Source organism: Streptomyces sp. ISL-96 (assembly GCF_018614035.1).
In the GTDB taxonomy this organism is placed as follows: Bacteria; Actinomycetota; Actinomycetes; order Streptomycetales; family Streptomycetaceae; genus Streptomyces.
In genome coordinates this window covers 66,608-91,644 of record NZ_JAGGPA010000036.1, presented here as the reverse complement: position 1 = coordinate 91,644, position 25,037 = coordinate 66,608, and the positions used below count along the sequence as shown (strand labels likewise).

The following is a 25,037-nucleotide window of genomic DNA, read 5'->3' as shown; positions in this document are numbered from 1 at the left end:
GAAAGGGGTTGGGCTGTCGGTCCGGCTTACTGGTAGACGAAGCCCATGACGATGCCGATGAGGGCGAGCGCCTCACAGAAGGCGAAACCCATGATCTGGTTGGTGCGGATCAGGCCGGCAGCCTCGGGCTGACGGGCAAGAGCCTGGGTGCCGTTACCGAAGATGATGCCGACGCCGACGCCGGGACCGATCGCTGCGAGGCCGTAGCCGATCGAGGCGACGTTGCCGACCACGTTCTCCTTGGCGCTCGCGGCGAGGTTGACCATTTCGAGAGCAGCGGACATGCCGATACTTCCTTCTCTTTCACGGACCGGTGGGGGTTGGCCACCGGACGTCTGTTGGACTCTGGGAGCGGGGCTGGCTCAGTGGTGCTTGGCGAGCGCGCCCTGGATGTAGCTGGAGGCCAGGAGCACGAACACGTACGCCTGGACGGCCTGGATGAACAGCTCGAAGATGGTCATCACCAGGACCATGAGGAACGAGACGCTGCCGTAGGCAATGCCGATTCCGTTCATCAGGTACCAGGAGGCCAGCGTGAACATCACGATCAGCAGGTGGCCGGCGAACATGTTCGCGAACAGCCGGACCGCGTGAGTGAAGGGCCGGATCAGCAGGTTCGAGAAGAACTCGATCACGACGACGAGCGGCATGACCCAGCCGAGTGACTTGTCGTAGCCGGTGATGTTCTTCCAGCCGCCGACGAATCCGTGCTTCTTGAAGGTCAGGCTGACCCACAGGACGTACACGATCAGCGCCAGACCGGCTGGGAAGGCGATCAGCGAAGTGACCGGGAACTGGGCGAGCGGAATGATCGACCAGAGATTGAGAATCCACACGAAGAAGAACAGCGACACCATCAGCGGGACGTACTTCTCGCCGTCCTTCTTGCCGATGATCTCGTAGACGATTCCTCGGCGGACGAAGTCATATCCCGCTTCACCGATCATCTGGACCTTGCCCGGCACCAGCTTCGGCTTGTTGAAGGCCGCCCAGAAGAAGGCGACGATCAGGACCGAACCCAGGAGCGCGAGCAGCATCGGCTTCGTGAATTCAAAACCCGACACCGTGAAGATGGGCTTGTACACGAAGGTGTGGAGCCCCGGAGCCGGGAACCCGCATCCGGTGAAAATGTGGCAGCTCGCATCAAAGGCAAGCGTTGTGTCAGCACTCACCGCGGGCTCCTTCAGCGTGGCGCATAGGTACGGCAACCTCGTTGTGTCGGCGCGGCGCGGAGCCGCGGGTCGGCACTGGACTGGTGGTCTTACGGTCATGGGCGGGGCGGTTCGGCAGCGAGCCTCGCGCTGGGACAGGCGTCAGCTCGGATACCCGCGCCCGCAGTGCCGCAGTTGGCACCGGACGATAGCAGGATCTCGAACGGCCATTTATCCCGGCCCTACCCTTCACGACGAGGGCCCTGTCTTCTTGGGCTTTTCAGCCTCGGACGAACTGGGGTCGACGTAGAGGATCTTGGCCTTCATGTAGGAGCGCGCCTGCGCCGCGATCCAGACGACAGTTGTCGCGAGAAGCGTGAAGGCGAACGCCTTGAAGTCGAACAGGTCGGATCCCTTGAACAACGCCAGGAAGCCGAAAAGCAGCAGCAGCTGAGTCACATAGAGCAGCAGCCCCATGGCCTGGAACAGGTGCGGCATCCGCTTCGCCGTCCGCTGGAGCACCAGCAGACCGATCCCCATGAAAGCGATGACCACTGCTGTACCGACGACCGCCCCGAGCGCTCCCTTGCCACCGGCGACCACTCCGCCGATGGCGACGGCAACAGCGCCGACGACAGCGGTGGGTACGGCGGTTTGAAGGAAAATCCGGGCGTCGTTGGACGGCATGGCGGCAGCTCCGCTTGCTGGTGGGGGCAGTAGGTGTCGTCATGGACGAGCGTAAGCCGGAATGAGGGGGTCACCTCTGTCCGAAGGCCCGTCGCACTACGGCCCTTCGGCCCTGTCGCCGGGTCTCGTGAACGGTATCACAAACTATTTGATGAGGTCTTTACCAAGAGGTGTGCCAACTGTCACACATGAGAGTGAAGCCGCCCGTCTGTGCACGACAACTCGGCCCTTTGTCTGGTATTGGGGCCTGACGCGGCAAATCGTCAGCGAGACGTTCCGGCCTTACGCCGCTCGGGGAAGCGCGAACGGGGCCCGATGGCGGTCGCCCCGTTGACGCCCGCCGGGATCGGGGTGCGCTCCTGCGGCTCCTCCACCGCCCCACAGACCTCGGCCGCCTCCTCCGTCTCGTACGCCACCGAGGAGAATGCCCTGCTGCTCCGGCGGTAACGCGGCGGAATGAAGGACTCCGCCCAGCGCGGGGCGCGCGGTGTGAAGCGCGGGAGGAGCAGCAGCACCAGACCGACCGCGCTGAGCGCGACGATGCCGAGCAGGATCCACATGCTCGCCGAGTGCACGGAGTACGCGACGGCGCCGAAGGCGATCAGGGCCGACCAGAAGTACATGATCAGGACGGCCCGGCTGTGCGAGTGGCCGATTTCCAGCAGTCGGTGGTGCAGGTGCCCCCGGTCCGCCGCGAACGGCGACTTGCCCTGCCAGGTACGCCGCACGATGGCCAGCAGCAGGTCCGCGACCGGAATCGCGATGATCGTCAGCGGCAGCAGCAGCGGGATGAACACCGGCAGCATCGCGTGCGTGACCTCTCGCTGGCTTCCCGTGAACAGCCCGAGCCGGTCCGGGTCCACCTGGCCGGTGATCGAGACGGCGCCCGCCGCCATCACCAGGCCGATGAGCATGGACCCCGAGTCGCCCATGAAGATGCGCGCCGGATGCATGTTGTGGGGCAGAAAACCGAGGCACATGCCCAGCAGGATGGCGGCGATGAGCGTCGCCGGGGCGGCTTCCTCGATGCCGTATCCGTACCAGAGCCGGTACGCGTACATGAAGAACGCCGCGGAGGCGATGCAGACCATGCCGGCGGCCAGACCGTCCAGGCCGTCCACGAAGTTCACGGCGTTGATGGTGATGACGACGAGCGCGACCGTGAGCAGATTGCCCTGCCAGGCGGTCACCGAGACGGGGCCGACGCCGGGCACCGGCAGCCACAGGATCGTCAGACCCTGCATGACCATCACGCCGGCGGCGATGAACTGGCCGCCCAGCTTGATCAGCGCGTCGATCTCGAACTTGTCGTCCAGTACGCCGATGAGCCAGATCACTGCGGCGCCCGAGAGCAGCGCCCGCGGCTCGTTCGACAGGTCGAAGACACTGCTGAGGTTCTGCAGGTGGTCCGCGACCAGCAGCCCGGCGCACAGACCGCCGAACATCGCGATGCCACCGAGCCGCGGTGTCGGCTCCCGGTGCACGTCGCGAGCACGGATCTCCGGCATCGCGCCGGTCGCGATGGCGAACTTCCGCACCGGTCCGGTCAGCAGGTAAGTCACCGCCGCCGTGACACAGAGCGTCAGCAGATATTCACGCACGGGCTGCCCCACAGGTATCGACGGCCATCTCAGCCCCACACCCTAGCTTCGCGGCCACATGCTTCAGGACATTCGGGTATCCGCAGATGGTTGCACGACTCGCTCTCAGGCGGGATACGGCGGAAAAACAGCGGCCAGATCGCGTACTTCCGCGGCCGCCTCCCGGCCGTCCCCCCGCAAGGCCAGTGAGAACAGCTCCGCGATACGCGCCATCTCGGCCTCACCCATCCCCTGGGTGGTGACGGCCGCGGTGCCGAGGCGGATGCCGCGCTCGTCGCCGTACGGGAGAGCGCAGCAGTCCAGCACCAGGCCGGACGCCGCCAGCCGGCCGCGTGCGGTGCGGCCCTCCACGCCCAGCGGGGCGGGGTCCGCGGTGATCAGGTGGGTGTCCGTGCCGCCGGTGGTGACGGCGAAACCCTGTGCCGCCAGGCCGTCGGCGAGTGCGCGCGCGTTGGTGACGACCTGATGGGCGTACGTCGAGAAGGCGGGCGTCGCCGCCTCCCCGAACGCGACCGCCTTGGCGGCCACCGAGTGCATCTGGGCGCCGCCCTGGGTGAAGGGGAAGACCGCGCGGTCGATGCGCTGGGCGAGCTCCGTGCCGCACAGCAGCATCCCGCCGCGCGGGCCGCGCAGCACCTTGTGGGTGGTGGCGCAGACGACGTCGGCGTACGGGACCGGATTGGGCGCCGCTCCCCCGGCGACCAGGCCGATGGGGTGCGCGGCATCCGCGATGAGGTACGCCCCGGCCTCGTCGGCGATCTCGCGGAACTGGGCGTAGTCGGGGTGCCGGGGGTAGGCGATCGAGCCGACGACGATGGCCCTGGGGCGGTGCGTACGGGCGAGGAGGCGTACCTGGTCGTAGTCGATCAGGCCGGACTCGTGGTCGACTCCGTAGCCGACGAAGTTGAACCAGCGGCCGGAGAAATTGGCCGGGGAGCCATGGGTGAGGTGCCCCCCGTACGGGAGCCCCATCGCGAGCACGGTGTCACCGGGACGCAGCAGGGCGGCGTACGCGGCGAGGACGGCGGCGGAGCCGGAGTGCGGCTGGACGTTGGCGTGATCGGCCCCGAAGAGGGCGGCCGCGCGCTCGACGGCGATGCGCTCGGCGACGTCCACGAGCTCGCAGCCGCCGTGGTGGCGGGCGCCGGGGTAGCCCTCGGCGTACTTGTTGGCGAGCGGGGAGCCGAGGGCCGCGAGGACGGCGGGCGAGGCGAAGTTCTCGGCCGCGATCAGCTGGAGGCCGGTGGCTTCGCGTTGGAGTTCACCGAGGATGACGTCGGCGATCTCGGGATCCTGACGGCGGAGCTCGTCGAACCCCTTCCCGAGGGCGGCGTGCTTGTGCTGAACGGGTGCGGCGCTGACCGGCATGGCGGGCTCCGGGCCTGGCGAAGGAGTGCGGCCCCTCCAATGTAGGCCGCCCCGCCCCGCCCCGCCCGCCGTAGTCCGGCCGGTCCGGCGTTTGAGGAAAGCCGCTCAGCCCGTGCGGGCCGGCATCCCCGTCAGCGCCGTGACGACCGGGTCCAGCGCCGTATTGATCTCGTCGCCGATCGAGCGGAAGAAGGTGATCGGGGCACCGTACGGGTCGTACACCTCGTCGGCCTCCACGCTCGGGGCCAGGAGCCAGCCCCGGAGGGCCGCCGCAGCCCGTACGAGGGCCCTCGCGCGCTCCACCACACCGTCCTGGAGCGGGTCGGGCAGAGTGGCAGGGTCAATGGCCCGTACGAGCCGCGTGAACTCCTTGAGCGTGAACGTACGCAGCCCCGCCGAGTGCCCCATGGAGATGACCTGCGCACGGTGGTCCCGCGTCGCGGTCAGCACGAGGTCCGCGCGGATCACGTGCTCGTCGAGCAGCTCACGCCCGGTGAACCCCGCCGCATCCGCCCCGAAGTCCGCGAGCACCGCAGCGGCGTTGGCCTCCATGGGCGCGCCTTCGTGCCCCCACGTGCCCGCGCTCTCCACCACGAGGCCACGCGTCAAAGGGTCGCCCAGCCGGTCGATGAGGCCATGGCGGGTCAGCCGCTCGGTGATCGGCGAGCGGCAGACGTTGCCGGTGCTGACGTGGAGGATACGGAAGGTGGTTCCGGATATACCTTCGGCTGTGCCACGCCCGTCAAGGGCGGTCAACTGGCCACCTCGAGGTCGGGTACGACCTTGCGCAGCTCCTCGGCGGACAGCGCGCCGGCTCGCAGCAGGACCGGGACCTTGCCCGTGACGTCGACGATCGACGACGGGACGATGCCGGGCGTCGGGCCGCCGTCGAGGTAGACCGACACCGAGTCGCCGAGCATCGCCTGAGCCGCGTCGCAGTCCTCGGGAGACGGGTGTCCCGTGAGGTTGGCGCTGGAGACCGCCATCGGGCCGAAGTCGGTCAGCAGCTCGATCGCGACCGGGTGCAGCGGCATACGCACGGCGACCGTGCCGCGCGTCTCGCCCAGGTCCCACTGGAGGGACGGCTGGTGGCGGGCAACGAGTGTGAGAGCTCCCGGCCAGAACGCGTCGACAAGCTCCCACGCCTGCTCGGAGAAGTCCGTGACCAGCCCGTGCAGGGTGTTCGGCGAGCCGATGAGGACGGGCGTGGGCATGTTGCGGCCACGGCCCTTGGCCTGCAGCAGGTCGCCGACGGCCTCGGCGCTGAAGGCGTCGGCCCCGATGCCGTAGACGGTGTCGGTCGGCAGGACGACCAGCTCGCCACGACGGACGGCGGCCGCGGCTTCACGAAGACCGGTCTTGCGGTCGGTCGCGTCGTTGCAGTCGTATCGCCGTGCCATTTAACGGGCCTCCTCGTGCGGGAACTGGTTTGTGCGGCCGGCGGTCACGGCATGGCCTTGCGGGCGGTCGCGAAGCGGGGCCGGTTGTTCAGGTCGGGGTGGTCGGCCGCGTCGGCCCAGCCACGCTCCTCGGTGAAGATCCACGGCACCTGGCCGCCCTGGGTGTCGGCGTGCTCGATGACGACGACGCCGCCGGGCCGCAGCAGCCGGTGGGCGGTGCGCTCGATGTGGCGGATCAGGTCGAGGCCGTCCTCGCCCGAGAAGAGGGCCATCTGCGGGTCGTGGTCGCGGGCCTCGGGAGCGACGTACTCCCACTCGGTGAGCGGGATGTACGGCGGGTTGGAGACGACCAGGTCCACCTGCCCGTCGAGCTCCGGGAGAGCGTCTTTGGCGTCGCCCTGGTGGATGGTGACGCGCGAGCCCTCGGCGTTCTTGCGGGTCCACTTGATGGCGTCGTCGGACAGCTCCACGCCGTGCACGCGCGAGCGCGGCACCTCCTGCGCCATGGCGAGCGCGATGGCGCCCGAGCCGGTGCACAGGTCGACGATGAGCGGCTCGACGACGTCCATGGCCCGTACGGCGTCTATCGCCCAGCCGACGACCGACTCGGTCTCCGGCCGCGGTACGAAGACGCCCGGGCCCACCTGGAGCTCCAGGAAACGGAAGAAGGCGCGTCCGGTGATGTGCTGCAGCGGCTCGCGGGCCTCGCGGCGCGCGACGGTCTCCCAGTAGCGCGCGTCGAAGTCGGCGTCCTTGACGTTGTGCAGCTCTCCCCGCTTGACGCCGTGCACGAACGCGGCGAGCTCCTCCGCGTCGAATCGCGGTGAGGGCACGCCGGCGTCGGCCAGCCGCTGGGTGGCCTGAGCCACCTCGGCGAGCAGCAGATTCATCCCGGTCCTCCGACTTGCAGGGGGCTTTACTGGCTTACTGGCGTTCCTGGCTTACTGGCTCTCCTGGGCCGCCGCGAGCTTGGCGGCGGAGTCGGCGTCGACGCACGCCTGGATCACTGCGTCCAGGTCGCCGTCGAGTACCTGGTCCAAGTTGTACGCCTTGAAGCCCACGCGGTGGTCCGAGATCCGGTTTTCCGGGAAGTTGTACGTACGGATCTTCTCCGAGCGGTCAACCGTGCGGACCTGGCTGCGGCGTACGTCGGAGGCTTCCTGCTCGGCCGCTTCCTGGGCCGCGGCGAGCAGCCGCGAGCGCAGGATGCGCATGGCCTGCTCCTTGTTCTGGAGCTGGCTCTTCTCGTTCTGGCAGGAGGCGACGACGCCGGTCGGCAGGTGCGTGATGCGGACCGCGGAGTCGGTGGTGTTGACGGACTGGCCGCCGGGACCCGACGAGCGGTAGACGTCGATGCGGAGGTCGTTCTGATGGATCTCCACGTCGACCTCCTCCGCCTCGGGGGTGACCAGCACACCGGCCGCGGAGGTGTGGATACGGCCCTGCGACTCGGTGGAGGGCACGCGCTGCACGCGGTGCACGCCGCCCTCGTACTTCATCCGCGCCCAGACGCCCTGGCCGGGCTCGGTCGCGCCGTTGCCGCCCTTGGTCTTCACCGCGACCTGGACGTCCTTGTAACCGCCCAGCTCGGACTCGGTGGCGTCGATGATCTCGGTCTTCCAGCCGACGCGCTCCGCGTACCGCAGGTACATGCGCAGCAGGTCGCCGGCGAACAGGGCCGACTCGTCGCCGCCCGCGCCCGCCTTGACCTCGAGGATGACGTCCTTGTCGTCGCTGGGGTCGCGCGGGACGAGGAGCAGGCGGAGCTTCTCCGTGAGCTCGTCGCGCTGCTTCTCCAGCAGCTTGAGCTCGGCCGCGAAGTCCGGGTCGTCGTGGGCGTATTCGCGCGCGGTGACGATGTCCTCGCCGGTCAGCTTCCAGGCCCGGTACGTCCCGATGATCGGGGTCAGCTCGGCGTAACGCTTGTTCAGCTTGCGCGCGTTCGCCTGGTCGGCGTGGACCGAGGGATCGGCCAGCTTCTTCTCAAGATCGGCGTGCTCGCCGATCAGATCCTCGACCGCCTCGAACATCTTCGGGCTCCTGGGTTGCAAAAAAGATTAAGGGAACTGCGGCCTGTGCGTCCTGTGCGTCACGACAAAGCGCCGGTCCTCCCCACCCCTGTACGGAGCGGCCGAGGACCGGCGCAGTGGCTCGCTACTTCGCGGCGGCAGCCTTGCCGAAGCGGGCCTCGAAGCGGGCCACGCGGCCACCGGTGTCGAGGATCTTCTGCTTGCCCGTGTAGAACGGGTGGCACTCGGAGCAGACCTCGGCGCGGACGTTGCCGCTGGAGATCGTGCTGCGGGTGGTGAACGTGGCGCCACAGGTGCAGCTGACCTGGGTCTCGACGTACTCGGGGTGGATTTCGCGCTTCAAGGTGTCTCCTAGTTTCGGGAGGGCTCCGGGTCGCACGCGCGGATTGCGCATACGTGAACCGGGGCCGACGTACCAGTCTGCCAGCACTGGCCGCATCTCCCAAAACCGGGGACGGGGCAGAACTATTCCCCTCCCGCTCCCGTCGCGCTACTGGCTCTGTACGACCTTGCCCGCGCCGCCCCGGTCGCCCGCCGAGCCCTTGGTCGCGGAGGCCGGTACGGGCTTGTCCTGGCGCAGCGCGTCCCAGACCCGCTTGGACTGGCGCTGGAGCGGCAGGACACGGTTTGGGTCGGCCGGGTCGTACCGCACGGGCAGCGTCACCATCTTCATGTCGCCCGGGCCGATGCCCTTGAGGCCGCCCGCGAAGGCCACAAGGTCGTTGACCGAGGCGAGGTCGGAATCGGTGGTGACGGTCTTGGTGGCGCTGTCGGCGAGGTCGTACAGCTTCTTGGGGCTCGTGAAGACGCCGACGTCCTTGACCTGGTTGATCAGTGCCTTCATGAAGGCCTGCTGGAGCTGGATGCGGCCGAGGTCGCTGCCGTCGCCGACGCTCTTGCGGGTCCGTACGAGAGCGAGCGACTTCTCGCCGTCGAGGGTGTGCGTGCCGGGCTTCAGGTCGAGGTGGCTCTTGTCGTCGTTGATGGACCGCGTGGTGGTGATCTCCACGCCGCCCAGATCGTCGACGAGCTTCTTGAAGCCGGTGAAGTCGACCTCGACGTAGTGGTCCATGCGGATGCCGGACATCTTCTCGACGGTCTTGACCGCGCAGGCAGGGCCGCCCACCTGGTACGCCGTGTTGAACATCCGCTGCTCGCCGCCGGGGACGGTCCCGCCGCCGGTGTCGGAGGTGCACGTGGGACGGGTGATCAGGGTGTCGCGCGGGATCGAGACGAGACTGGCCTTCTTGTGGCCCTCGTACACGTGCATGACCATCGCGGTGTCGGAGCGGGCGCCGCCCTCGTCCTCGCCGTACTTGGCGTTGTCGCCCGAGCGCGAGTCGGAGCCGAGGACGAGGATGTCCAGGGAGCCGTTGTCGACGTCGTCGGGGCGGTCGCCGCCGAGCTGGGTGTTGATGTCAACAGCCTTGAGATTGCCGTTGAGTTTGAAGTACACGTAACCGAGTCCGGTGCCGCCCAGCAGCACAGCGCCCGCCGCGGCCCACGCCGTGACGGTGGCCGCCTTCGTGCGGGCACTGGGTTCCTTCCGGCGTCTGCCGGTCCCCCGTATTCGGCTGCTCCTGGTCTGCTGCTGCTCGGACATCCGTGAAGGGTTGCACAACGTCCTGTGGCCCCCGCTGGGGGCAGGGGCCACAGGACGTCGTCCGAACGGTCCGGCGGAAAGGGGTCAAAGCCCCCTCTCACCAGGGTTTTCAGCCAAAGATGTTGTACTGCTGCCAGCCGGTCCCGATGGTGATGCGTGTGGCGAAGATCTCCGAGGAGGCCTTGCCGGTGCCCGGGTAGAGGTACAGCGTGCCGCCGGGCGTACGGGCCAGGTAGTCGGCCTTGCCGTCACCGGTGACGTCGCCGGCCGCGTCGAAGGCGTTGTAGCCGCTCCACGTACGGACCTTGATCTTGGACGCGAAGGCGCCGGTGCCGGCCTTGCCCGTGCCCTTGTAGAGGAACATCTCGGACGTGCTGGCCTTGCGCGCGATCAGGTCGGCCTTGCCGTCGCCGGTGAAGTCACCGTTGCCGCGTACGGAGTTGAACTGGCTCCAGCCGGTACCGACCTGGACGCGGGGCGAGAAGGTGCCGTTGCCCTTGCCGGGGTAGATCCACAGGACGCCCGCGGAGTCGACGGACAGCAGGTCGGGCAGGGCATCGCCGGTGACGTCACCGGGGACGACGATCTGCTTCCTGGAGCCCCAGCCGGACGCGATCTTCGTGTCTGCCCACTGCTCGGTGGACGGCACGTAGTGCTGCCACCAGACGTCACCGGACTTGGTCCGGAAGATGACGTCCTCGTAGTCGTCCCGGTTGAGGTCGCTCTGGAGGATCACATTGGTGTTGCCGTAGTTGCCGGCCGGCATACGCGCGGCGAACGAGGTGCCCTTGGACGCGTAGTAGTAGAGCGTGCCGTCGGACGCGCTGCGACGGGCCAGCACGTCGGAGCGGTGGTCGTTGGTGATGTTGGCGTCGTCGACGCGCGGGACGACGGAGCCGGCGTACCAGCTGACCTTGGAGTAGACGCTGTACGCGCCCTTCTCCACGCAGTCCGTGACGCCCCACGAGACCACACCGACGATCTTGCCGCCGACGACCAGGGGGCCGCCCGAGTCGCCGTTGCAGGCGGTCGTCGTGCCGTCGTCCTTGCCGCTCGCGGGCTCGCCCGCGCAGACCATGTGGTTCGGGATGAACTCGCTACCGAGCTGCCAATCGGCGCACGTGGCGTCGGAGTTGATCGGCAGGCTCGCCTTCTTCAGCGTCGGCGCGATCGCGTTGCTGGTGGAGGAGGTGCGGCCCCAGCCGTAGACCGTGGCGGTGGTCCCCGGCTTGTACGACGTGGTGTCGTCCGACTTCGTGATGTTGATCGGCTTGACGTTGACCGGGGCGGCCAGCGTCAGGACCGCGATGTCGTTGTCGAGCGTGTAGTCGCTGTACTTCGGGTGGTTCCACTGCCGCCAGACACCGGTGACGGTGCCGCCGTGGTTCGCGTCGGTCGCCAGCGTCTCGGTGCCGGTGACGACGACGCCCTTCCCCTTCCAGTCCACACCCTTGACGCAGTGCGCCGCGGTGAGGATCTTCGTCGGCGCGATGACGGCGCCGCCGCAGAAGAAGGAGTTGTCGCCGTCCTCGTAGAAGAGCTGCGCCATCCACGGGGCCGAGGAGATGGTGGTCTCCGAGCCGCCGATGATCTTGGGGTCGATCGTCGCGCCCGACGAGAACTTGGCGCCCTTGGGCTCCTTGGCCTTCTTGGCCGCGGCCGCGAGGCGCGCTTCCAGCTGCGCCTGGGAGGGCGAGCTGACGGCAGGCTTGATCGTGGGCTTGGGCAGCGGCTCCGCGGCGTTGGCCGGGGCCATCAGCATCGCACCGGCGACGGCGGCCGCTATCGCGGCGGCTGCGGCCGGCACGGCTATGCGTACCCGGCGGCGGTGTTTGCCGCCCTGCTTGCCAGAGATCACTCGGGACTCCTGATTCAGATGTCGATGAAGCGCCCCAAATGGATCCCCCCACCTGTGGCCGATCGATCGTACGGCCGACTCCCGTACACCAACAGCCACTTGTGGCCAACCAGTGAACACAACTTGGCAACATCTCCGTGCGGAGGACGTTTATTTCCGGGCACGACAAAGCCGCCCCGCCACTTTCGTGACGGGGCGGCTCAGTTGGCGCTGTGTACGCCGACGGCGGTTAGTCGCCGCCGTTGCCCGAAGGAGTCGTCTTCGCGATCTGCATCAGGAATTCGGCGTTCGACTTCGTCTGCTTCATCTTGTCCAGCAGGAGCTCGATCGCCTGCTGCGAATCGAGTGCGTGCAGCACCCGGCGCAGCTTCCAGACGATGGCGAGCTCTTCCGCGTTGAGGAGGATCTCCTCCTTACGGGTGCCGGACGGGTCGACGTCCACAGCCGGGAAGATGCGCTTGTCGGCGAGCTTCCGGTCGAGCTTGAGCTCCATGTTGCCGGTGCCCTTGAACTCCTCGAAGATCACCTCGTCCATGCGCGAGCCGGTCTCGACCAGCGCGGTGGCCAGGATGGTCAGCGAGCCGCCGTCCTCGATGTTGCGCGCCGCACCGAAGAAGCGCTTCGGCGGGTAGAGCGCGGTCGAGTCGACACCACCGGACAGGATGCGTCCGGAGGCGGGGGCCGCGAGGTTGTACGCACGGCCCAGACGGGTGATCGAGTCCAGCAGGACGACCACGTCGTGACCCAGCTCGACGAGGCGCTTCGCGCGCTCGATGGCCAGCTCGGCGACGGTGGTGTGGTCCTCGGCCGGGCGGTCGAAGGTCGAGGAGATGACCTCGCCCTTCACCGACCGCTGCATGTCGGTGACCTCTTCAGGACGCTCGTCGACGAGGACGACCATCAGGTGGCACTCGGGGTTGTTGACGGTGATCGCGTTGGCGATCGCCTGCATGATCATGGTCTTACCGGTCTTCGGCGGGGCCACGATCAGGCCACGCTGGCCCTTGCCGATCGGCGCGACGAGGTCGACGATCCGGGTCGTCAGGACGCCCGGGTCGGTCTCGAGGCGCAGCCGGTCCTGCGGGTACAGCGGCGTCAGCTTGTTGAACTCCGGGCGCCCGCGGCCGGATTCGGCCGCCATGCCGTTCGCCGAGTCGAGGCGTACGAGCGCGTTGAACTTCTCGCGGCGCTCGCCGTCCTTGGGCTGGCGGACGGCGCCGGTGACGTGGTCACCCTTGCGCAGGCCGTTCTTGCGGACCTGGGCAAGCGACACGTACACGTCGTTCGGGCCCGGCAGGTAGCCGGACGTACGAATGAACGCGTAGTTGTCGAGGATGTCCAGGATGCCCGCGACGGGGATCAGGACGTCGTCGTCGGAGACCGGCGGCGCGTCGCTGCCGAACTCCTCGCGGCCACGACGGCCCCGGCGGTCGCGGTAGCGGCCGCGGCGGCCACGACGGCCACCCTCGAAATCGTCGTCGTCCTGCGGTCCGGCGCCCTGGGGGCCGCCCTGGACCTGGCCCTGGCCCTGGCCCTGGCCACCCTGGCGCTGCTGGCGCTGGCCGCCCTGGTCGTCGCCCTTGCCGCCGCGGTCACGGCGATCGCCGCGGTCGCCACGGTCCTGGCGGTCGCCGCGCGCTCCGTCACCACGGTCACCGCGGTCACGCTGGCGGTCACGCTGGCGGTCGCCGCGCTGACCGCGCTCGCCGCGGTCACGGCGGCCCTCGGAGGTGTCGACGGCTGCCTCGGCCTTGGCCTCGGGCTGCGCGTCGGTCCGCGGCTCGGTCTTGACGTCGCCCTTGGGCTCGGCCTTCACCTCGGTGGCGACGGCCGTGTCGGGGCTGCCCGCCTGGGCGGTCGCCCGACGCCGGCGGCGCTCGCCGACCGGCTGGTCGTCGCTGGCAGGCTGACCGGGGATTTCGATCTGCTGCTGGGCCACAGCCTTCTCGGCGGCGGGCACGGCGGCCGGGGCAGCCGCAGCGGCCTCGTCTCCCGTACGAGCCTTGGAGGTGGCGCGGCGCTTCGGCTTGGTCTCGGCAGCGGAGCCGGCCGTGTCGGCGCTCTTCGCCGGGGCAGAGCCGCCGGCCTGCGTTTCCTTGATGACCTCGATCAGCTGGCTCTTGCGCATACGCGCGGTGCCCCTGATGCCGAGGCCGGACGCGACCTGCTGCAGCTCGGCCAGGACCATGCCGTCGAGGCCGGTGCCGGAGCGGCGGCGCCGTGCGGCACTACCAGTGGCAGCACCTGCGGCGGACGCGGTGTTGTCGACATTCTTGTCGGCAGTCACGCCCATCAGATCGGTGGTGTCGCTCACGAAGGGTCCTTCCCTGGAGCGGACGTCGGCCTGTCTGGCTCGGCGACCGGTTGTGCTGTCCGACTGCGGTTCTGGTAAACCGTGCCGGGGCGGTGGTCCGCCGGATATGGCGGAGGGAATAACGTGCTGGGGGTCCGGCTCTTGCATTACCGGTTCCGGAGCGTGCTCGAAACTGCTCAGGCAGGCTGCTCAGGCAGTTGGGGAGGCTCCCGGAAGAATGGTGGTCCCGAACGGGGACACGGTGCACCGCGCCACAAGGACGCCGGGTGCAGACTTGAGATTAACACTACCGGATCCAACAAATATTCCCCCTCTCGTTCACCGGCAATCGCGTGTCACTGCGCTCCGAGCGGCAGAACACTCGCTCCGGCGGCGTCGAGAGCCAGCCGGTTGGCCGCCCACCCCTCGCCCGCCAGCTGTGCGACCTTGTCGGCCGCACTGTCCTCGACCAGCGCGAGCACCGTGGGGCCCGCACCGGAGATCACTGCGGGGACGCCGTCCGCGCGCAGTCGGTTGACCAGGGCCAGGCTCTCCGGCATCGCCGGGGCACGGTAGTCCTGGTGGAGTCGGTCCTCGGTCGCCGCGAGCAGCAGCTCGGGACGCCTGGTCAGGGCCTCTACGAGCAGGGCGGCGCGGCCGGCGTTGGCGGCTGCGTCCACATGGGGGACGGTGCGCGGCAGCAGGCCGCGGGCGGTCTCCGTGAGCACTGGCTTTCCGGGGACGAAGACCACCGGAACGACGGAAGCCGCGGGGTCCATCCTGATCGCCCTGGCCGCTCCCCCGTCGGTCCAGGCGAGCGTGAAGCCGCCGAGCAGGCAGGCGGCGACGTTGTCGGGGTGCCCCTCGATCTCGGTCGCCAGCTCCAGCAGCGCGGCCTCGTCGAGGCGCGCGTCGCCGCCTATGGTCACGGCGCGCGCGGCGACGATGCCGGCGCAGATGGCGGCGGAGGAGGAGCCGAGGCCGCGGCCGTGCGGGATGCGGTTGGCGCAGACGACCTCCAGGCCGCGCGGCTGTCCGCCGAGCAGGTCGAAGGCGGTGCGCAGCGACCGTACGAGCAGATGGCTCTCGTCGCGGGGCAGCGTCTCGGCGCCTTCACCTGCGATGTCGACGTGCAGGCCGGAGTCGGCGACCCGGACGACGACATCGTCGTACAGCCCCAGCGACAGGCCCAGGGCATCGAAGCCGGGACCAAGATTTGCGCTGGTGGCGGGGACGCGCACCCTTACGGCGGCGGCGCGGAACGCGGGACCGGCCATCGCTCGACGACTCTCCTTGTGGGACTGCTTGTGGGACTGCGAGATTTTGACGAAGTACGAACACCCGAAGGCCATGACGGCAACAGCACCGCGGCATATGCGGCGGGGCGGGTTCAGTACAGCCTATCGAAGGAAGGTTCAGTGACGACATAGGGCGCACAGGAGGCGCACGATGCGTGTCGCGAGCCATCCTGTGCGCCTATGTCTGGCTTACGGGCCTTACGGGGCTTTACGCCGCCTGCCGGCCCCCGCCGGGCGCCTCCAGACCTCTGGACGAGGCGCCTCTAGACTAGGCCGAGGCGCTCCGCGGCCGTGGCGGCGTCCACGGGCACCGTGACGGGCTGCGGCGCTCCGGCCACCGCCCAGTCCGGGTCCTTGAGGCCGTTTCCGGTCACCGTGCACACGATCTTTTGGCCCGGGTCGACCTTGCCCTCGTCGGCCGCCTTGAGCAGACCGGCGACGCTCGCCGCCGACGCGGGCTCGACGAAGACGCCCTCCTGCGCGGCCAACAGCCGGTAGGCGGACAGGATCTGCCGGTCCGTCACTTCGTCGATGAAGCCGCCCGACTCGTCCCGGGCCTCAAGGGCGTACTGCCACGAGGCGGGGTTGCCAATGCGAATCGCGGTGGCGACGGTGTGCGGGTCCTTGACGACCTCGCCGCGCACGATCGGCGCCGAGCCGGAGGCCTGGAAGCCCCACATTCGCGGGGTGTGCGTGGAGATCTTGTCGGCCGCGTACTCGCGGTACCCACGCCAGTACGCCGTGATGTTTCCGGCGTTGCCGACGGGAAGTACGTGAATGTCCGGGGCGTCACCGAGCCGGTCGACGATCTCGAAGGCGGCGGTCTTCTGCCCCTCGATGCGGACCGGATTCACCGAATTGACCAGCGCGACGGGGTAGTTGTCCGACAGGCTGCGGGCCAGCGTCAGACAGTCGTCGAAGTTGCCGTCGACCTGGAGGATCTTGGCGCCGTGGACCAGCGCCTGGCCCATCTTGCCGAGCGCGATCTTGCCCTGCGGCACGAGGACGGCGCAGACCATCCCGGCGCGTACGGCATAGGCGGCGGCCGAGGCCGACGTGTTGCCGGTGGAGGCGCAGATGACGGCCTTCGCGCCCTCCTCCTTGGCACGGGTGATCGCCATGGTCATGCCGCGGTCCTTGAAGGACCCGGTCGGGTTGGCGCCCTCGACCTTGAGGTACACCTCGCAGCCGGTGCGCTCGGAGAGGACCTGCGCCAGTACGAGCGGCGTGCCACCCTCGCCGAGCGTGACGACCGGCGTTGTCTCCGTCACCGGAAGACGGTCCCGGTACTCCTCGATGATGCCGCGCCACTGGTGGGTGCCGATGCTGGTCATGGGTCCTTACTCCCCTTCAACACGCATGATGCTGGCGACACCGCGCACGGTGTCGAGCTTGCGCAGCGCCTCGACGGTCCCCGAAAGGGCGGCGTCGGGCGCGCGGTGGGTGACGACGACGAGGGATGCCTCGCCGCCTCCGTCCTGCCGGCTCTGCTGGCGCACGGTGTCGATGGAGACACCGTGCTCGGCGAAGACCGTCGCGACCTGGGCGAGAACGCCCGGTTTGTCGGCCACGTCGAGACTGATGTGGTAGCGCGTGACGACCTCGCCCATGGAGCTGACAGGAAGCTGGGTGTACGCGGACTCGCCCGGTCCGGTGGTCTCGGCGACCAGGTTCCGGCAGACGGCGACGAGGTCGCCCAGAACGGCGGAGGCGGTCGGAGCGCCGCCGGCGCCCGGACCGTAGAACATGAGCTGCCCGGCCGCCTCGGCCTCGATGAAGACCGCGTTGTACGCCTCGCGGACCGAGGCCAGCGGGTGGGTCAGCGGGATCATCGCCGGGTGGACGCGCGCGGTGACGGACCGGCCGTCGGCGGCGCGCTCGCAGATGGCGAGCAGCTTGACGGTGCACCCCATGCGCTTCGCGGAAGCGATGTCCGCGGCCGTGACCTCGGTCAGCCCTTCCCGGTGTACGTCGCCGATCCGCACGCGGGTGTGGAAGGCGATCCCGGCCAGGATGGCGGCCTTGGCGGCGGCGTCGAAGCCCTCGACGTCGGCGGTGGGGTCGGCCTCGGCGTACCCGAGGGCGGTGGCCTCGTCGAGCGCCTCGGAGTAGCCGGCTCCGCTCGTGTCCATCTTGTCGAGGATGAAGTTGGTCGTGCCGTTGACGATGCCGAGCACCCGGTTGACCTTGTCCCCGGCGAGCGACTCGCGCAGCGGCCGTACGAGCGGAATCGCACCGGCCACGGCGGCCTCGTAGTACAGATCCCGCCCGTGCTCCTCGGCAGCCGCGTGCAGGGCCGCGCCGTCCTCCGCGAGCAGTGCCTTGTTCGCGGAGACGACGGAGGCGCCGTGCTCGAAGGCGGTGGTGATGAGGGTGCGGGCCGGCTCGATGCCGCCGATGACCTCGATGACGACGTCGATGTCGCCCCGTTTGACCAGGGCGGTCGCGTCGGTCGTGATCAGGGTGGGGTCGATGCCCTCGCGGACCTTGGAGGGGCGGCGGACCGCGACGCCGGCGAGCTCGACCGGGGCCCCGATTCGGGCGGCGAGGTCGTCGGCGTGCGTCGTCATGATGCGCGCCACCTCTGAGCCGACCACACCACAGCCCAGCAGCGCCACCTTCAGCGGACGCGTACGCATCATCCGACCTCGTTTCTTCATGCTTGAGTGCGAACCAGTCTCACTCACCGGACGGGAGTTTCTAGCCTTCGTCCAGATTGCGAGACATCTATTTCATTAACCGACATCGAGACGCAGGAGATCTTCCTCCGTCTCACGCCGGACGATGACGCGCGCTTCACCCTCGTTGACGGCTACGACGGGCGGGCGCAGGGAGTGGTTGTAGTTGCTGGCCATGGAGCGGCAGTACGCCCCGGTGGCGGGCACGGCGATGAGGTCACCGGGCGCGAGGTCGGCGGGGAGGAACGCGTCCCGCACCACGATGTCGCCACTCTCACAGTGCTTGCCGACGACACGGACGAGCATCGGCTCGGCGTCGGAGGTGCGCGACACGAGCGCCACGCTGTACTCGGCGTCGTACAGCGCGGTGCGGATGTTGTCCGACATGCCGCCGTCCACACTCACGTACGTACGCAGCCCCTCCAGCGGCTTGATGGTGCCGACCTCGTAGAGGGTGAAGGCGGTGGGCCCGACGATGGCGCGGCCGGGCTCGACGGAGATGCGGGGGGTGGCCAGGCCGTGGGCCTCGCACTCCCTGGTGACGATCTCGTTGAGCGCCTTGGCGATCTGGTGCGGCTCGCTGGGGTCGTCCTCGGAGGTGTACGCGATGCCGAGCCCGCCGCCGAGGTCGATCTCGGGCAGCTCGACGCCGTGCTCGTCCCGTACCTCGGCCAGCAGCTGCACCACGCGCCGCGCGGAAACCTCAAAACCGGCCATGTCGAAGATCTGCGACCCGATGTGGGAGTGAATGCCGATGAGCTCGATCCCGTCGAGCCGCAGGGCCCGACGTACCGCTTCCGCCGCCTGCCCGTCGGCGAGCGCGATCCCGAACTTCTGGTCTTCGTGGGCGGTGGCGATGAACTCGTGCGTATGCGCCTCAACGCCCACCGTCACGCGAATCTGGACACGCTGCCGCTTCCCCTGGCTCTGCGCGATGTGCGCGACGCGAACGATCTCCTGGAAGGAGTCGAGCACGATCCGCCCGACGCCGACGCGCACGGCCCTCTCGATCTCCTCCACGGACTTGTTGTTGCCGTGGAAGGCGATGCGCTCGGCGGGCATCCCGGCGTCGAGCGCGGTGGTGAGTTCCCCACCGGAGCAGACATCGAGATTGAGCCCCTCCTCCTGGAGCCAGCGGACGACGGCCCGCGAGAGGAAGGCCTTGCCGGCGTAGAACACGTCGGCGTCCGGCCCGAACGCGTCGGCCCAGGCGCGGCAGCGGGCGCGGAAGTCGCTCTCGTCGAGGAAGTAGGCGGGTGTGCCGAACTCCTCGGCGAGGCGGGTCACTTCGATGCCGCCGACGGAAACGACACCGTCGTCATTACGCCGGACTGTCCTCGCCCAGACCTTCTCGTCGAGGACGTTGAGGTCGGCGGCCGGGGCGGTGTAGTGGCCCTCGGGGTAGACGTCGGCGTGACGGGGCCCGGCGGGGTGTGCGGAACGGCTCATGTCTCTTCTGTCTCTCTCACAACTGTCACAAGTGTTCGGGGGCGCTGACGCCGAGCAAGGACAGGCCGCCGGCGAGCACCGTCCCGGTGGCCTCGGCGAGGGCCAGCCGGGAACGGTGGGCGACCGAGGGTTTCTCGTCGCCGAGGGGGAGGACGGGGTGGGCGTCGTGGAAGCGGAAGAAGGCCTGCGCCGCCATGTCGAGGTGCCGGGCGAGCCGGTCGGGCGCGCGATGGCGGGCAGCGGCTTCAAGGATGCCGGGGTAGTCGGCAAGAACCCGAGCCACCCCACACCCCTCTCCCTCTGTATCCCGGCCGCCATCGCCGATGAACCCAAGTGCGGCGGCGTTGCGGACAAGGGCGCGGCAACGGGCGTGGGCGTACCGCACCCGGAAGAGGGGATTGGTCTCGCGCTGCACGAGGAGGTCGTCGGGGGCGGCTGTCGCGGTGGGCCAGAGCACCCGCCACGTGGCGCCGTCGCGCCCGAGCCGGGCGCGGAGAGCATCGAGATCGCCAAGGTCAGCCACCGGGACATCAGTCGCACTCGTACGCACGACGGTCCCGCCCTGGGCGTGGACGAGCCGGGCCACGGCGTCGGCGTGGGGCCCGCTCCCCACCCGGACGACCTCACCGGCGAGCGCGCGGCCGTGCCCGTAGGCATGCCCCTGGGAGAGGACGGTACGTACAACGGAGGCATGCGCGTCCTGCGCGAGCGTGAGGTTCAGGAACCCGGGCCCGGTGACCTCGACGTCAAGGATCGCTGCTTCCCGCTCCTCCAGGAGCAGAGCCCGGAGGATCTCTGCCACCTCGCGGGCGGGGCGGCCGGCGGGGCCGGCGAGCTTGAGGGCGACGTTGGTGGCGTAATCGCCACGGCCGCCGGGCCGCGGCCGCTCGACGACGGCGCGCTCCGGCACCGGCGCCCGCAGCACGTCCTGGTCCACGGCGCGACGCACGGCGCGCAGCACGGTACGGGAGAGCTCTGCGGGGGTCACGGGACAAGCGTATGGGAGGAGGGGGGGCACCACGCGAACCGGTTTCGCCATCCGGGCACCAGCTGGTCGGCGGTCACCTCAACCGACCGTACGCCCCGCCTGCCCGGCTTCATGCCTGCCGTCGGCAGACGGCGGGCTCTCCCGGTGCATCAACTGCCGTACGAGCCTGACCAGCTCGGCGGGCTCGAAGGGCTTGGAGAGGAAGGCGTCGACGCCCGCGGCGAGGCCGCTCTCCACCTCGTACTGCGTGCAGGCACTGATGATCGCGACGGGCAGCCGACTGGTCCGCGGGTCCTCCCGGAGCCGGGCGGCCGTCCGCAGCCCGTCGAGCCGCGGCATCACGACATCCAGCGTCACGACATCGGGGCAGACCCGGTGAACGATGTCCAGAGCCTCGGCACCATCGGCCGCGGTCACCACCTCGAAGCCCTCCAGCTCGAGATTGACCCTGATCAACTGCCGGATGACCTTGTTGTCGTCCACAACAAGCACGCGGCCGGACACGCCTGGCACAACTCGAGAGTAGGTTGCCCCCTACCGCCGCGTCCGGCTTTTGCCGACTTCCACCCCGGGAGGGGGACGCCGGGAGCCCGCAAAACCTGTTCATGGACACCCGGCGGGAACTGGTAGTGTTCACTCATCGCCGCCACCCGCGGCGGTACGCCCCCGTAGCTCAGGGGATAGAGCAACGGCCTCCGGAGCCGTGTGCGCAGGTTCGAATCCTGCCGGGGGCACCTTGTACGAGGTGCCCAAAGACCCCGCCATCAGCGCTTTCGCTGAGAACGGGGTCTTCGCGTATGTGCAGGCATGTGCACCCGGAGCGTCCGTATGTCGGGGTCCGTGGACTATTCGTGGACTGGCGGCGGGCGATGAACGCCCAGGCCGGCGGGCGTTTCTCACGCCTCGTTCCGAGCTTCCACGAGCGACCGCTGCACGTCGCCCACCAAGGCCAGGAGACGCCCGGGCTGTACACCCTCGTGTTCCATCCACTTGTCGAAGCGAGGACACAGGTGCCGCACCATGCCCATCCCGTGGCGACGCAGCACTGAGCGATTGATCGAGATCTCTTCCTGTACCTCTCTTCGAAGATCATCGGTCCAGCCCTGCGCCCGGTCGTCCTCCTCCAGAGGAGTCTTGAGAGCGGCCACCGCTTCATCGAGTACCGCAAGCAAGCTCATGACATCTCCCGAAGATCACAAGGCTCGGTCTTCTCTTGAGGGCGACCACGGGAGCCAGACTGCCACCGCTTCCTGTCAGCGCTTCAACGGCGAAAGCCCCCGGACGAGTCCAGGGGCTTGAAGCCTAGCGCCGCGCCAGATCGACAGCGCCGAGTGCCGGAGGTCGTACGGCCGGTCGAGGCGCCCCGTTCAGGTGGTGATCGTGGCCGGGTCGCTCACGCCCGGCGCGCCCGTCTCCACGTGGCCGGCGAAGCGGCGCAGGAAGGTGGTATTCGTGTCGGAGACCACCGATACGTCGTACCAGCGCTTGGTCGTGCGCAGGTCCACGGTGTGCGTCACCGTCGCGCCCGCGCGCAGCGCGAAGGTCTGACGTGCGCCACCGTAGGCGTTGGTGATGGTCAGGCTGGCTGTTGTGGTGCCCGGGTTCATCAGGGTCAGGTCGAGGTTGCCCGTGGTCGCGTTGTGGCGGGCCGTCGCCTCCGGGCCGGCGGTCTTAGCGGGGCTTCTGAACGTGCGCAGGAAGCCGTTCGGGCCGTGGACCGTGAGGTCGTGCGTGCCCTTGGAGTACGCCGAGTTCCAGGTGTCCGTGATCTTCTTGCCCGCCTCGGCGGTGTACGTCCACGGCGCGTCCGTGCGGTTCGCCGACGTGACGTAGAACTGCGCGCCCGCTGCCGCCCCCGGGCTGAAGGTGAGGGCGATTCGGCCGTCGGCCGCGTTCACGGCGCCGTCCACGTACGGGGCGTACGGCAGCGCACGCGCCGGGCGTGCACCCGGCTCCTGCTTGGGCAGGCTGCCGACCGCCGGCGGGGTGGGCCGGTAGTCGGGGTGGCGCTCGTGGTCCGGCGGCTCGTACGCGGCCGTGTCGGGCAGCGCGGCGGGCTGCGGGTCCGCCGTACTGAAGTCGAAGGCCGACGTCAGGTCGCCGCAGATCGCGCGCCGCCACGGGGAGATGTTCGGCTCGTTCACGCCGAAGCGGCGCTCCATGAAGCGGATGATCGAGGTGTGGTCGAAGACCTCGGAGCAAACGTAACCGCCCTTGCTCCAGGGCGAGACGACGAGCATCGGGACGCGCGGGCCGAGGCCGTAGTTGCCCGCCGCGTACGACGTGCCGCCCGCGTACTGCTCGGTGGAGGTGTCGACGGTGGACTTGCCCTGCGCGGCGGAGGCCGGCGGGTACGGCGGCACGACGTGGTCGAAGAAGCCGTCGTTCTCGTCGTACGTGATGAACAGGGCGGTCCGGCTCCACACCTCGGGGTTCGAGGTCAGCGCGTCCAGGACCTGCGCGATGTACCAGGCACCGTAGTTCGAGGGGAAGTTGGAGTGCTCGGTGAAGGCTTCGGGCGCGGCGATCCAGGAGATCTGCGGGAGCTTGCCCGCCTGGACGTCGGCGTTGAGGTCGTCGAAGTAGCCGTCGCCGTTCTTGACGCTGGTGCCGGTACGGGCCTTGTCGTAGAGCGGGTCGCCGGGCTTGGCGTTGCGGTACTGGTTGAAGTAGAGGAGCGAGTTGTCGCCGTAGTTGCCCCGGTAGGCGTCATTTATCCAGCCCCAGTGACCGGCCGCGTCCAGGCCGTCGCCGGTGTCCTGGTAGATCTTCCAGGAGACCCCGGCCTTCTCCAGCCGCTCGGGGTACGTCGTCCAGCCGTACCCCGCCTCCTCGTTGCCCAGGACCGGGCCGCCGCCGGCGCCGTCGTTGCCGGTGTAACCCGTCCACATGTAGTAGCGGTTGGGGTCGGTGGCTCCGATGAACGAGCAGTGGTACGCGTCGCACACCGTGAACTTGTCAGCAAGGGCGTAGTGGAAGGGAATGTCCTCCCGCGTCAGGTACGCCATCGTCGTCGGCGTCTTCGCGGGCACCCACTGGTCGTACTTGCCCTTGTTGATGGCCTTGTGGCCGCCCGCCCAGTCGTGGTTGAGGCCCTGGAGGAACTGCATGCCCAGGTCGTCGGCCGTCGGGTGGAACGGCAGCGTCACCTTCTTGTTGCCGTCCGCCTGGTGCCAGACCGACTTTCCGCTCGGCAGCGTCACCGGGCGCGGGTCTCCGAAGCCGCGTACGCCCTTCATCGCGCCGAAGTAGTGGTCGAAGGAACGGTTCTCCTGCATCAGTACGACGATGTGGTCGACGTCCTGGATGGTGCCGGAGACACTGTTGGCGGGGATGGCGGCGGCCCGGTCGATGCTGCCCGACAGGGCGGCGAAGCCCGCGGTCGCGCCGGCTATCTGGAGGAAGCGGCGCCTATTGAGTTCTGGCATGAGTGTGGGGCCTCTTGGAGTGTGAGGGGACAGAAGCGGATCTGAATGGTCCAAGAGGAGCGAGTGGAAGGGAAGGGCGCGTGCCGTCCCGGTGAAATGTCGCGGTATACGTCGCCAATGCGCGTGCAGGGTGCGGCAGTCAGGCTGAGGTGCGCTTCCGTGGAGCGGACTTCTTGGCGGTGCTCTTCTTCGCCCCGGACGCCCCGGACGACTGCTTACCACTCTCCCCCGAGGCCGACTTCTTCGCCGCGGTGCTCTTCTTCACGGTGGCCGTCTTCTTCGCCGCGGCGCCCTTCTCCCCAGTGGCCGTCTTGCGCCCGGCCATCCGCGTGACGTCGGCCCCTTGGCCCTCTCCCTCCCCCGACCCCTCCCCCCGCGACTCCTTCGCCGCCCGCACGCTCTTCTCCAGCGCCGCCATCAGGTCGATCACCTGGCCGCCACCCGCCGCCGGCGACCGCTCCACGAGCTCACCGCCGGACGCCTTCGCGGCGATCATCTCCTCGACCGCCTCGCGGTAGTCGTCGTGCAGCGATTCAAGGTCTACGTCGCCCAGGGTGTTCATCAGCGCGTCCGCCAGGTCCAGTTCGGCGTCGCGCACCGTCACCTTCGTCTCCGGTGCGACGCCCTCCGGCTCACGTACCTCGTCGGGCCAGAGCAGACCGTGCATGACGATGACGTCGTCCACCACCCGCAGCATCCCGAGCCGCTCGCGCCCCCGCAGCGCGAACTTCGCCACGGCCACCTTGTCGCTGCGCTTGAGTGCCTCGCGCAGCAGGACGTACGGCTTGGCCGCGGGCACGCCATTCGGGGAGAGGTAGTACGCCGAGTCCATCTGGAGGGGGTCGATCTCGGACGCCGGCACGAAAGTGACGATCTCGATCGTCTTGGCCGTCGGCAGCGGGAGCGCGGCCAGGTCTTCATCGGCGATCGGCACGATCCCGCCGCCCGGCTCCTCGTACCCCTTGCCGATCTCGGACGCCGGGACCTCCTCGCCGTCGAGTTCGCAGACCTTCCGGTAGCGGATGCGGCCGCCGTCGGCGGTGTGGATCTGGCGGAACGAGACCGAGTGGTGCTCGGTGGCGTTCACCAGCTTGATCGGGATGCTGACCAGGCCGAAGGAGATGGCACCGTTCCAGATGGGTCGCACGATTCGCCCCCTTAGGGCACTTAGGCGTCACTCATCACATATCCGTGGGATTCTCATC

At 68.9% G+C, this 25,037-nt stretch carries 22 protein-coding genes and 1 tRNA gene; 1 reads left to right on the top strand and 22 read right to left on the bottom strand.

From position 1 onward, the window contains the following. Nucleotides 1–26 precede the first annotated feature (26 nt). The 19 genes from atpE to J7E96_RS23005 form a co-directional block, all read right to left on the bottom strand. On the bottom strand, nt 27–284 hold the full coding sequence (gene atpE / locus J7E96_RS23095; RefSeq protein WP_215133573.1) for an ATP synthase F0 subunit C: 258 nt from the start codon (nt 282–284) through the stop codon (nt 27–29). 78 nt (nt 285–362) lie between these two features. Next, nucleotides 363–1,172: a F0F1 ATP synthase subunit A gene (gene atpB / locus J7E96_RS23090; protein WP_215133572.1), complete on the bottom strand. Its 810-nt coding sequence runs from the start codon at nt 1,170–1,172 to the stop codon at nt 363–365. A 228-nt stretch (nt 1,173–1,400) separates the two neighbouring features. Beyond that, the gene (locus tag J7E96_RS23085; protein ID WP_215133571.1) at nt 1,401–1,838 is read right to left on the bottom strand and encodes a hypothetical protein; all 438 of its coding nucleotides are present in this window, start codon (nt 1,836–1,838) and stop codon (nt 1,401–1,403) included. Nucleotides 1,839–2,101: 263 nt separating this feature from the next. Beyond that, nucleotides 2,102–3,439, bottom strand: a complete 1,338-nt coding sequence (locus J7E96_RS23080; RefSeq protein WP_215133570.1) for an MraY family glycosyltransferase — start codon at nt 3,437–3,439, stop codon at nt 2,102–2,104. A gap of 105 nt (nt 3,440–3,544) precedes the next feature. Further along, nucleotides 3,545–4,807, bottom strand: coding sequence for a serine hydroxymethyltransferase (gene glyA, locus J7E96_RS23075; RefSeq protein ID WP_215133569.1), 1,263 nt, complete (start codon nt 4,805–4,807; stop codon nt 3,545–3,547). A gap of 105 nt (nt 4,808–4,912) precedes the next feature. After that, entirely contained in the window at nt 4,913–5,563 is a 651-nt protein-coding gene (locus J7E96_RS23070; RefSeq protein ID WP_215133568.1) for a protein-tyrosine-phosphatase, read from the bottom strand. After that, entirely contained in the window at nt 5,560–6,207 is a 648-nt protein-coding gene (locus J7E96_RS23065) for an L-threonylcarbamoyladenylate synthase (RefSeq protein ID WP_215133567.1), read from the bottom strand. The genes J7E96_RS23070 and J7E96_RS23065 overlap by 4 nt, the downstream gene beginning before the upstream one ends. 44 nt (nt 6,208–6,251) lie before the next feature. Continuing rightward, entirely contained in the window at nt 6,252–7,097 is an 846-nt protein-coding gene (gene prmC / locus J7E96_RS23060) for a peptide chain release factor N(5)-glutamine methyltransferase (protein ID WP_215133566.1), read from the bottom strand. 51 nt (nt 7,098–7,148) lie between these two features. After that, nucleotides 7,149–8,237 carry a peptide chain release factor 1 gene (gene prfA, locus J7E96_RS23055; protein ID WP_215133565.1) on the bottom strand — a complete coding sequence of 363 codons (1,089 nt, stop codon included), beginning with the start codon at nt 8,235–8,237 and terminating at the stop codon, nt 7,149–7,151. Between the two features lie 124 nt (nt 8,238–8,361). Beyond that, entirely contained in the window at nt 8,362–8,580 is a 219-nt protein-coding gene (gene rpmE / locus J7E96_RS23050) for a 50S ribosomal protein L31 (protein ID WP_215133564.1), read from the bottom strand. A gap of 147 nt (nt 8,581–8,727) precedes the next feature. Further along, entirely contained in the window at nt 8,728–9,840 is a 1,113-nt protein-coding gene (locus tag J7E96_RS23045; protein WP_215133563.1) for an LCP family protein, read from the bottom strand. A 109-nt stretch (nt 9,841–9,949) separates the two neighbouring features. Continuing rightward, nucleotides 9,950–11,695, bottom strand: a complete 1,746-nt coding sequence (locus J7E96_RS23040; protein WP_308296094.1) for a trypsin-like serine protease — start codon at nt 11,693–11,695, stop codon at nt 9,950–9,952. 232 nt (nt 11,696–11,927) lie between these two features. Beyond that, a complete protein-coding gene (gene rho / locus J7E96_RS23035) occupies nt 11,928–14,012 on the bottom strand; it encodes a transcription termination factor Rho (protein ID WP_215133562.1) in 2,085 nt (694 codons plus the stop codon). 335 nt (nt 14,013–14,347) lie between these two features. Next, nucleotides 14,348–15,268 (bottom strand): homoserine kinase, encoded by a 921-nt coding sequence (thrB, locus tag J7E96_RS23030; RefSeq protein ID WP_215133561.1) that lies wholly within the window; start codon nt 15,266–15,268, stop codon nt 14,348–14,350. Between the two features lie 284 nt (nt 15,269–15,552). Further along, on the bottom strand, nt 15,553–16,623 hold the full coding sequence (thrC, locus tag J7E96_RS23025; RefSeq protein WP_215133560.1) for a threonine synthase: 1,071 nt from the start codon (nt 16,621–16,623) through the stop codon (nt 15,553–15,555). A gap of 6 nt (nt 16,624–16,629) precedes the next feature. Beyond that, on the bottom strand, nt 16,630–17,931 hold the full coding sequence (locus J7E96_RS23020) for a homoserine dehydrogenase (protein ID WP_215133589.1): 1,302 nt from the start codon (nt 17,929–17,931) through the stop codon (nt 16,630–16,632). A 93-nt stretch (nt 17,932–18,024) separates the two neighbouring features. Beyond that, complete coding sequence (gene lysA, locus J7E96_RS23015; protein ID WP_215133559.1) at nt 18,025–19,416, bottom strand: diaminopimelate decarboxylase; 1,392 nt, start codon at nt 19,414–19,416, stop codon at nt 18,025–18,027. A 25-nt stretch (nt 19,417–19,441) separates the two neighbouring features. Continuing rightward, nucleotides 19,442–20,404 (bottom strand): ArgS-related anticodon-binding protein NrtL, encoded by a 963-nt coding sequence (nrtL, locus tag J7E96_RS23010; protein ID WP_215133558.1) that lies wholly within the window; start codon nt 20,402–20,404, stop codon nt 19,442–19,444. A gap of 78 nt (nt 20,405–20,482) precedes the next feature. Continuing rightward, nucleotides 20,483–20,908, bottom strand: coding sequence for a response regulator (locus J7E96_RS23005; protein ID WP_215133588.1), 426 nt, complete (start codon nt 20,906–20,908; stop codon nt 20,483–20,485). A 158-nt stretch (nt 20,909–21,066) separates the two neighbouring features. Between J7E96_RS23005 and J7E96_RS23000 the strand changes: the two genes are divergently transcribed. Then, a tRNA-Arg gene (locus J7E96_RS23000) sits at nt 21,067–21,138 on the top strand. Nucleotides 21,139–21,300: 162 nt separating this feature from the next. On the opposite strand, the gene J7E96_RS22995 is transcribed toward J7E96_RS23000, so the two are convergent. From J7E96_RS22995 to J7E96_RS22985, 3 genes are all read right to left on the bottom strand, one after another. Beyond that, nucleotides 21,301–21,582: a hypothetical protein gene (locus J7E96_RS22995; protein ID WP_215133557.1), complete on the bottom strand. Its 282-nt coding sequence runs from the start codon at nt 21,580–21,582 to the stop codon at nt 21,301–21,303. Nucleotides 21,583–21,771: 189 nt separating this feature from the next. Further along, nucleotides 21,772–23,832 (bottom strand): phosphocholine-specific phospholipase C, encoded by a 2,061-nt coding sequence (locus J7E96_RS22990; RefSeq protein ID WP_215133556.1) that lies wholly within the window; start codon nt 23,830–23,832, stop codon nt 21,772–21,774. A 139-nt stretch (nt 23,833–23,971) separates the two neighbouring features. Further along, nucleotides 23,972–24,979, bottom strand: coding sequence for a Ku protein (locus J7E96_RS22985; protein WP_215133555.1), 1,008 nt, complete (start codon nt 24,977–24,979; stop codon nt 23,972–23,974). Nucleotides 24,980–25,037: the final 58 nt, after the last annotated feature.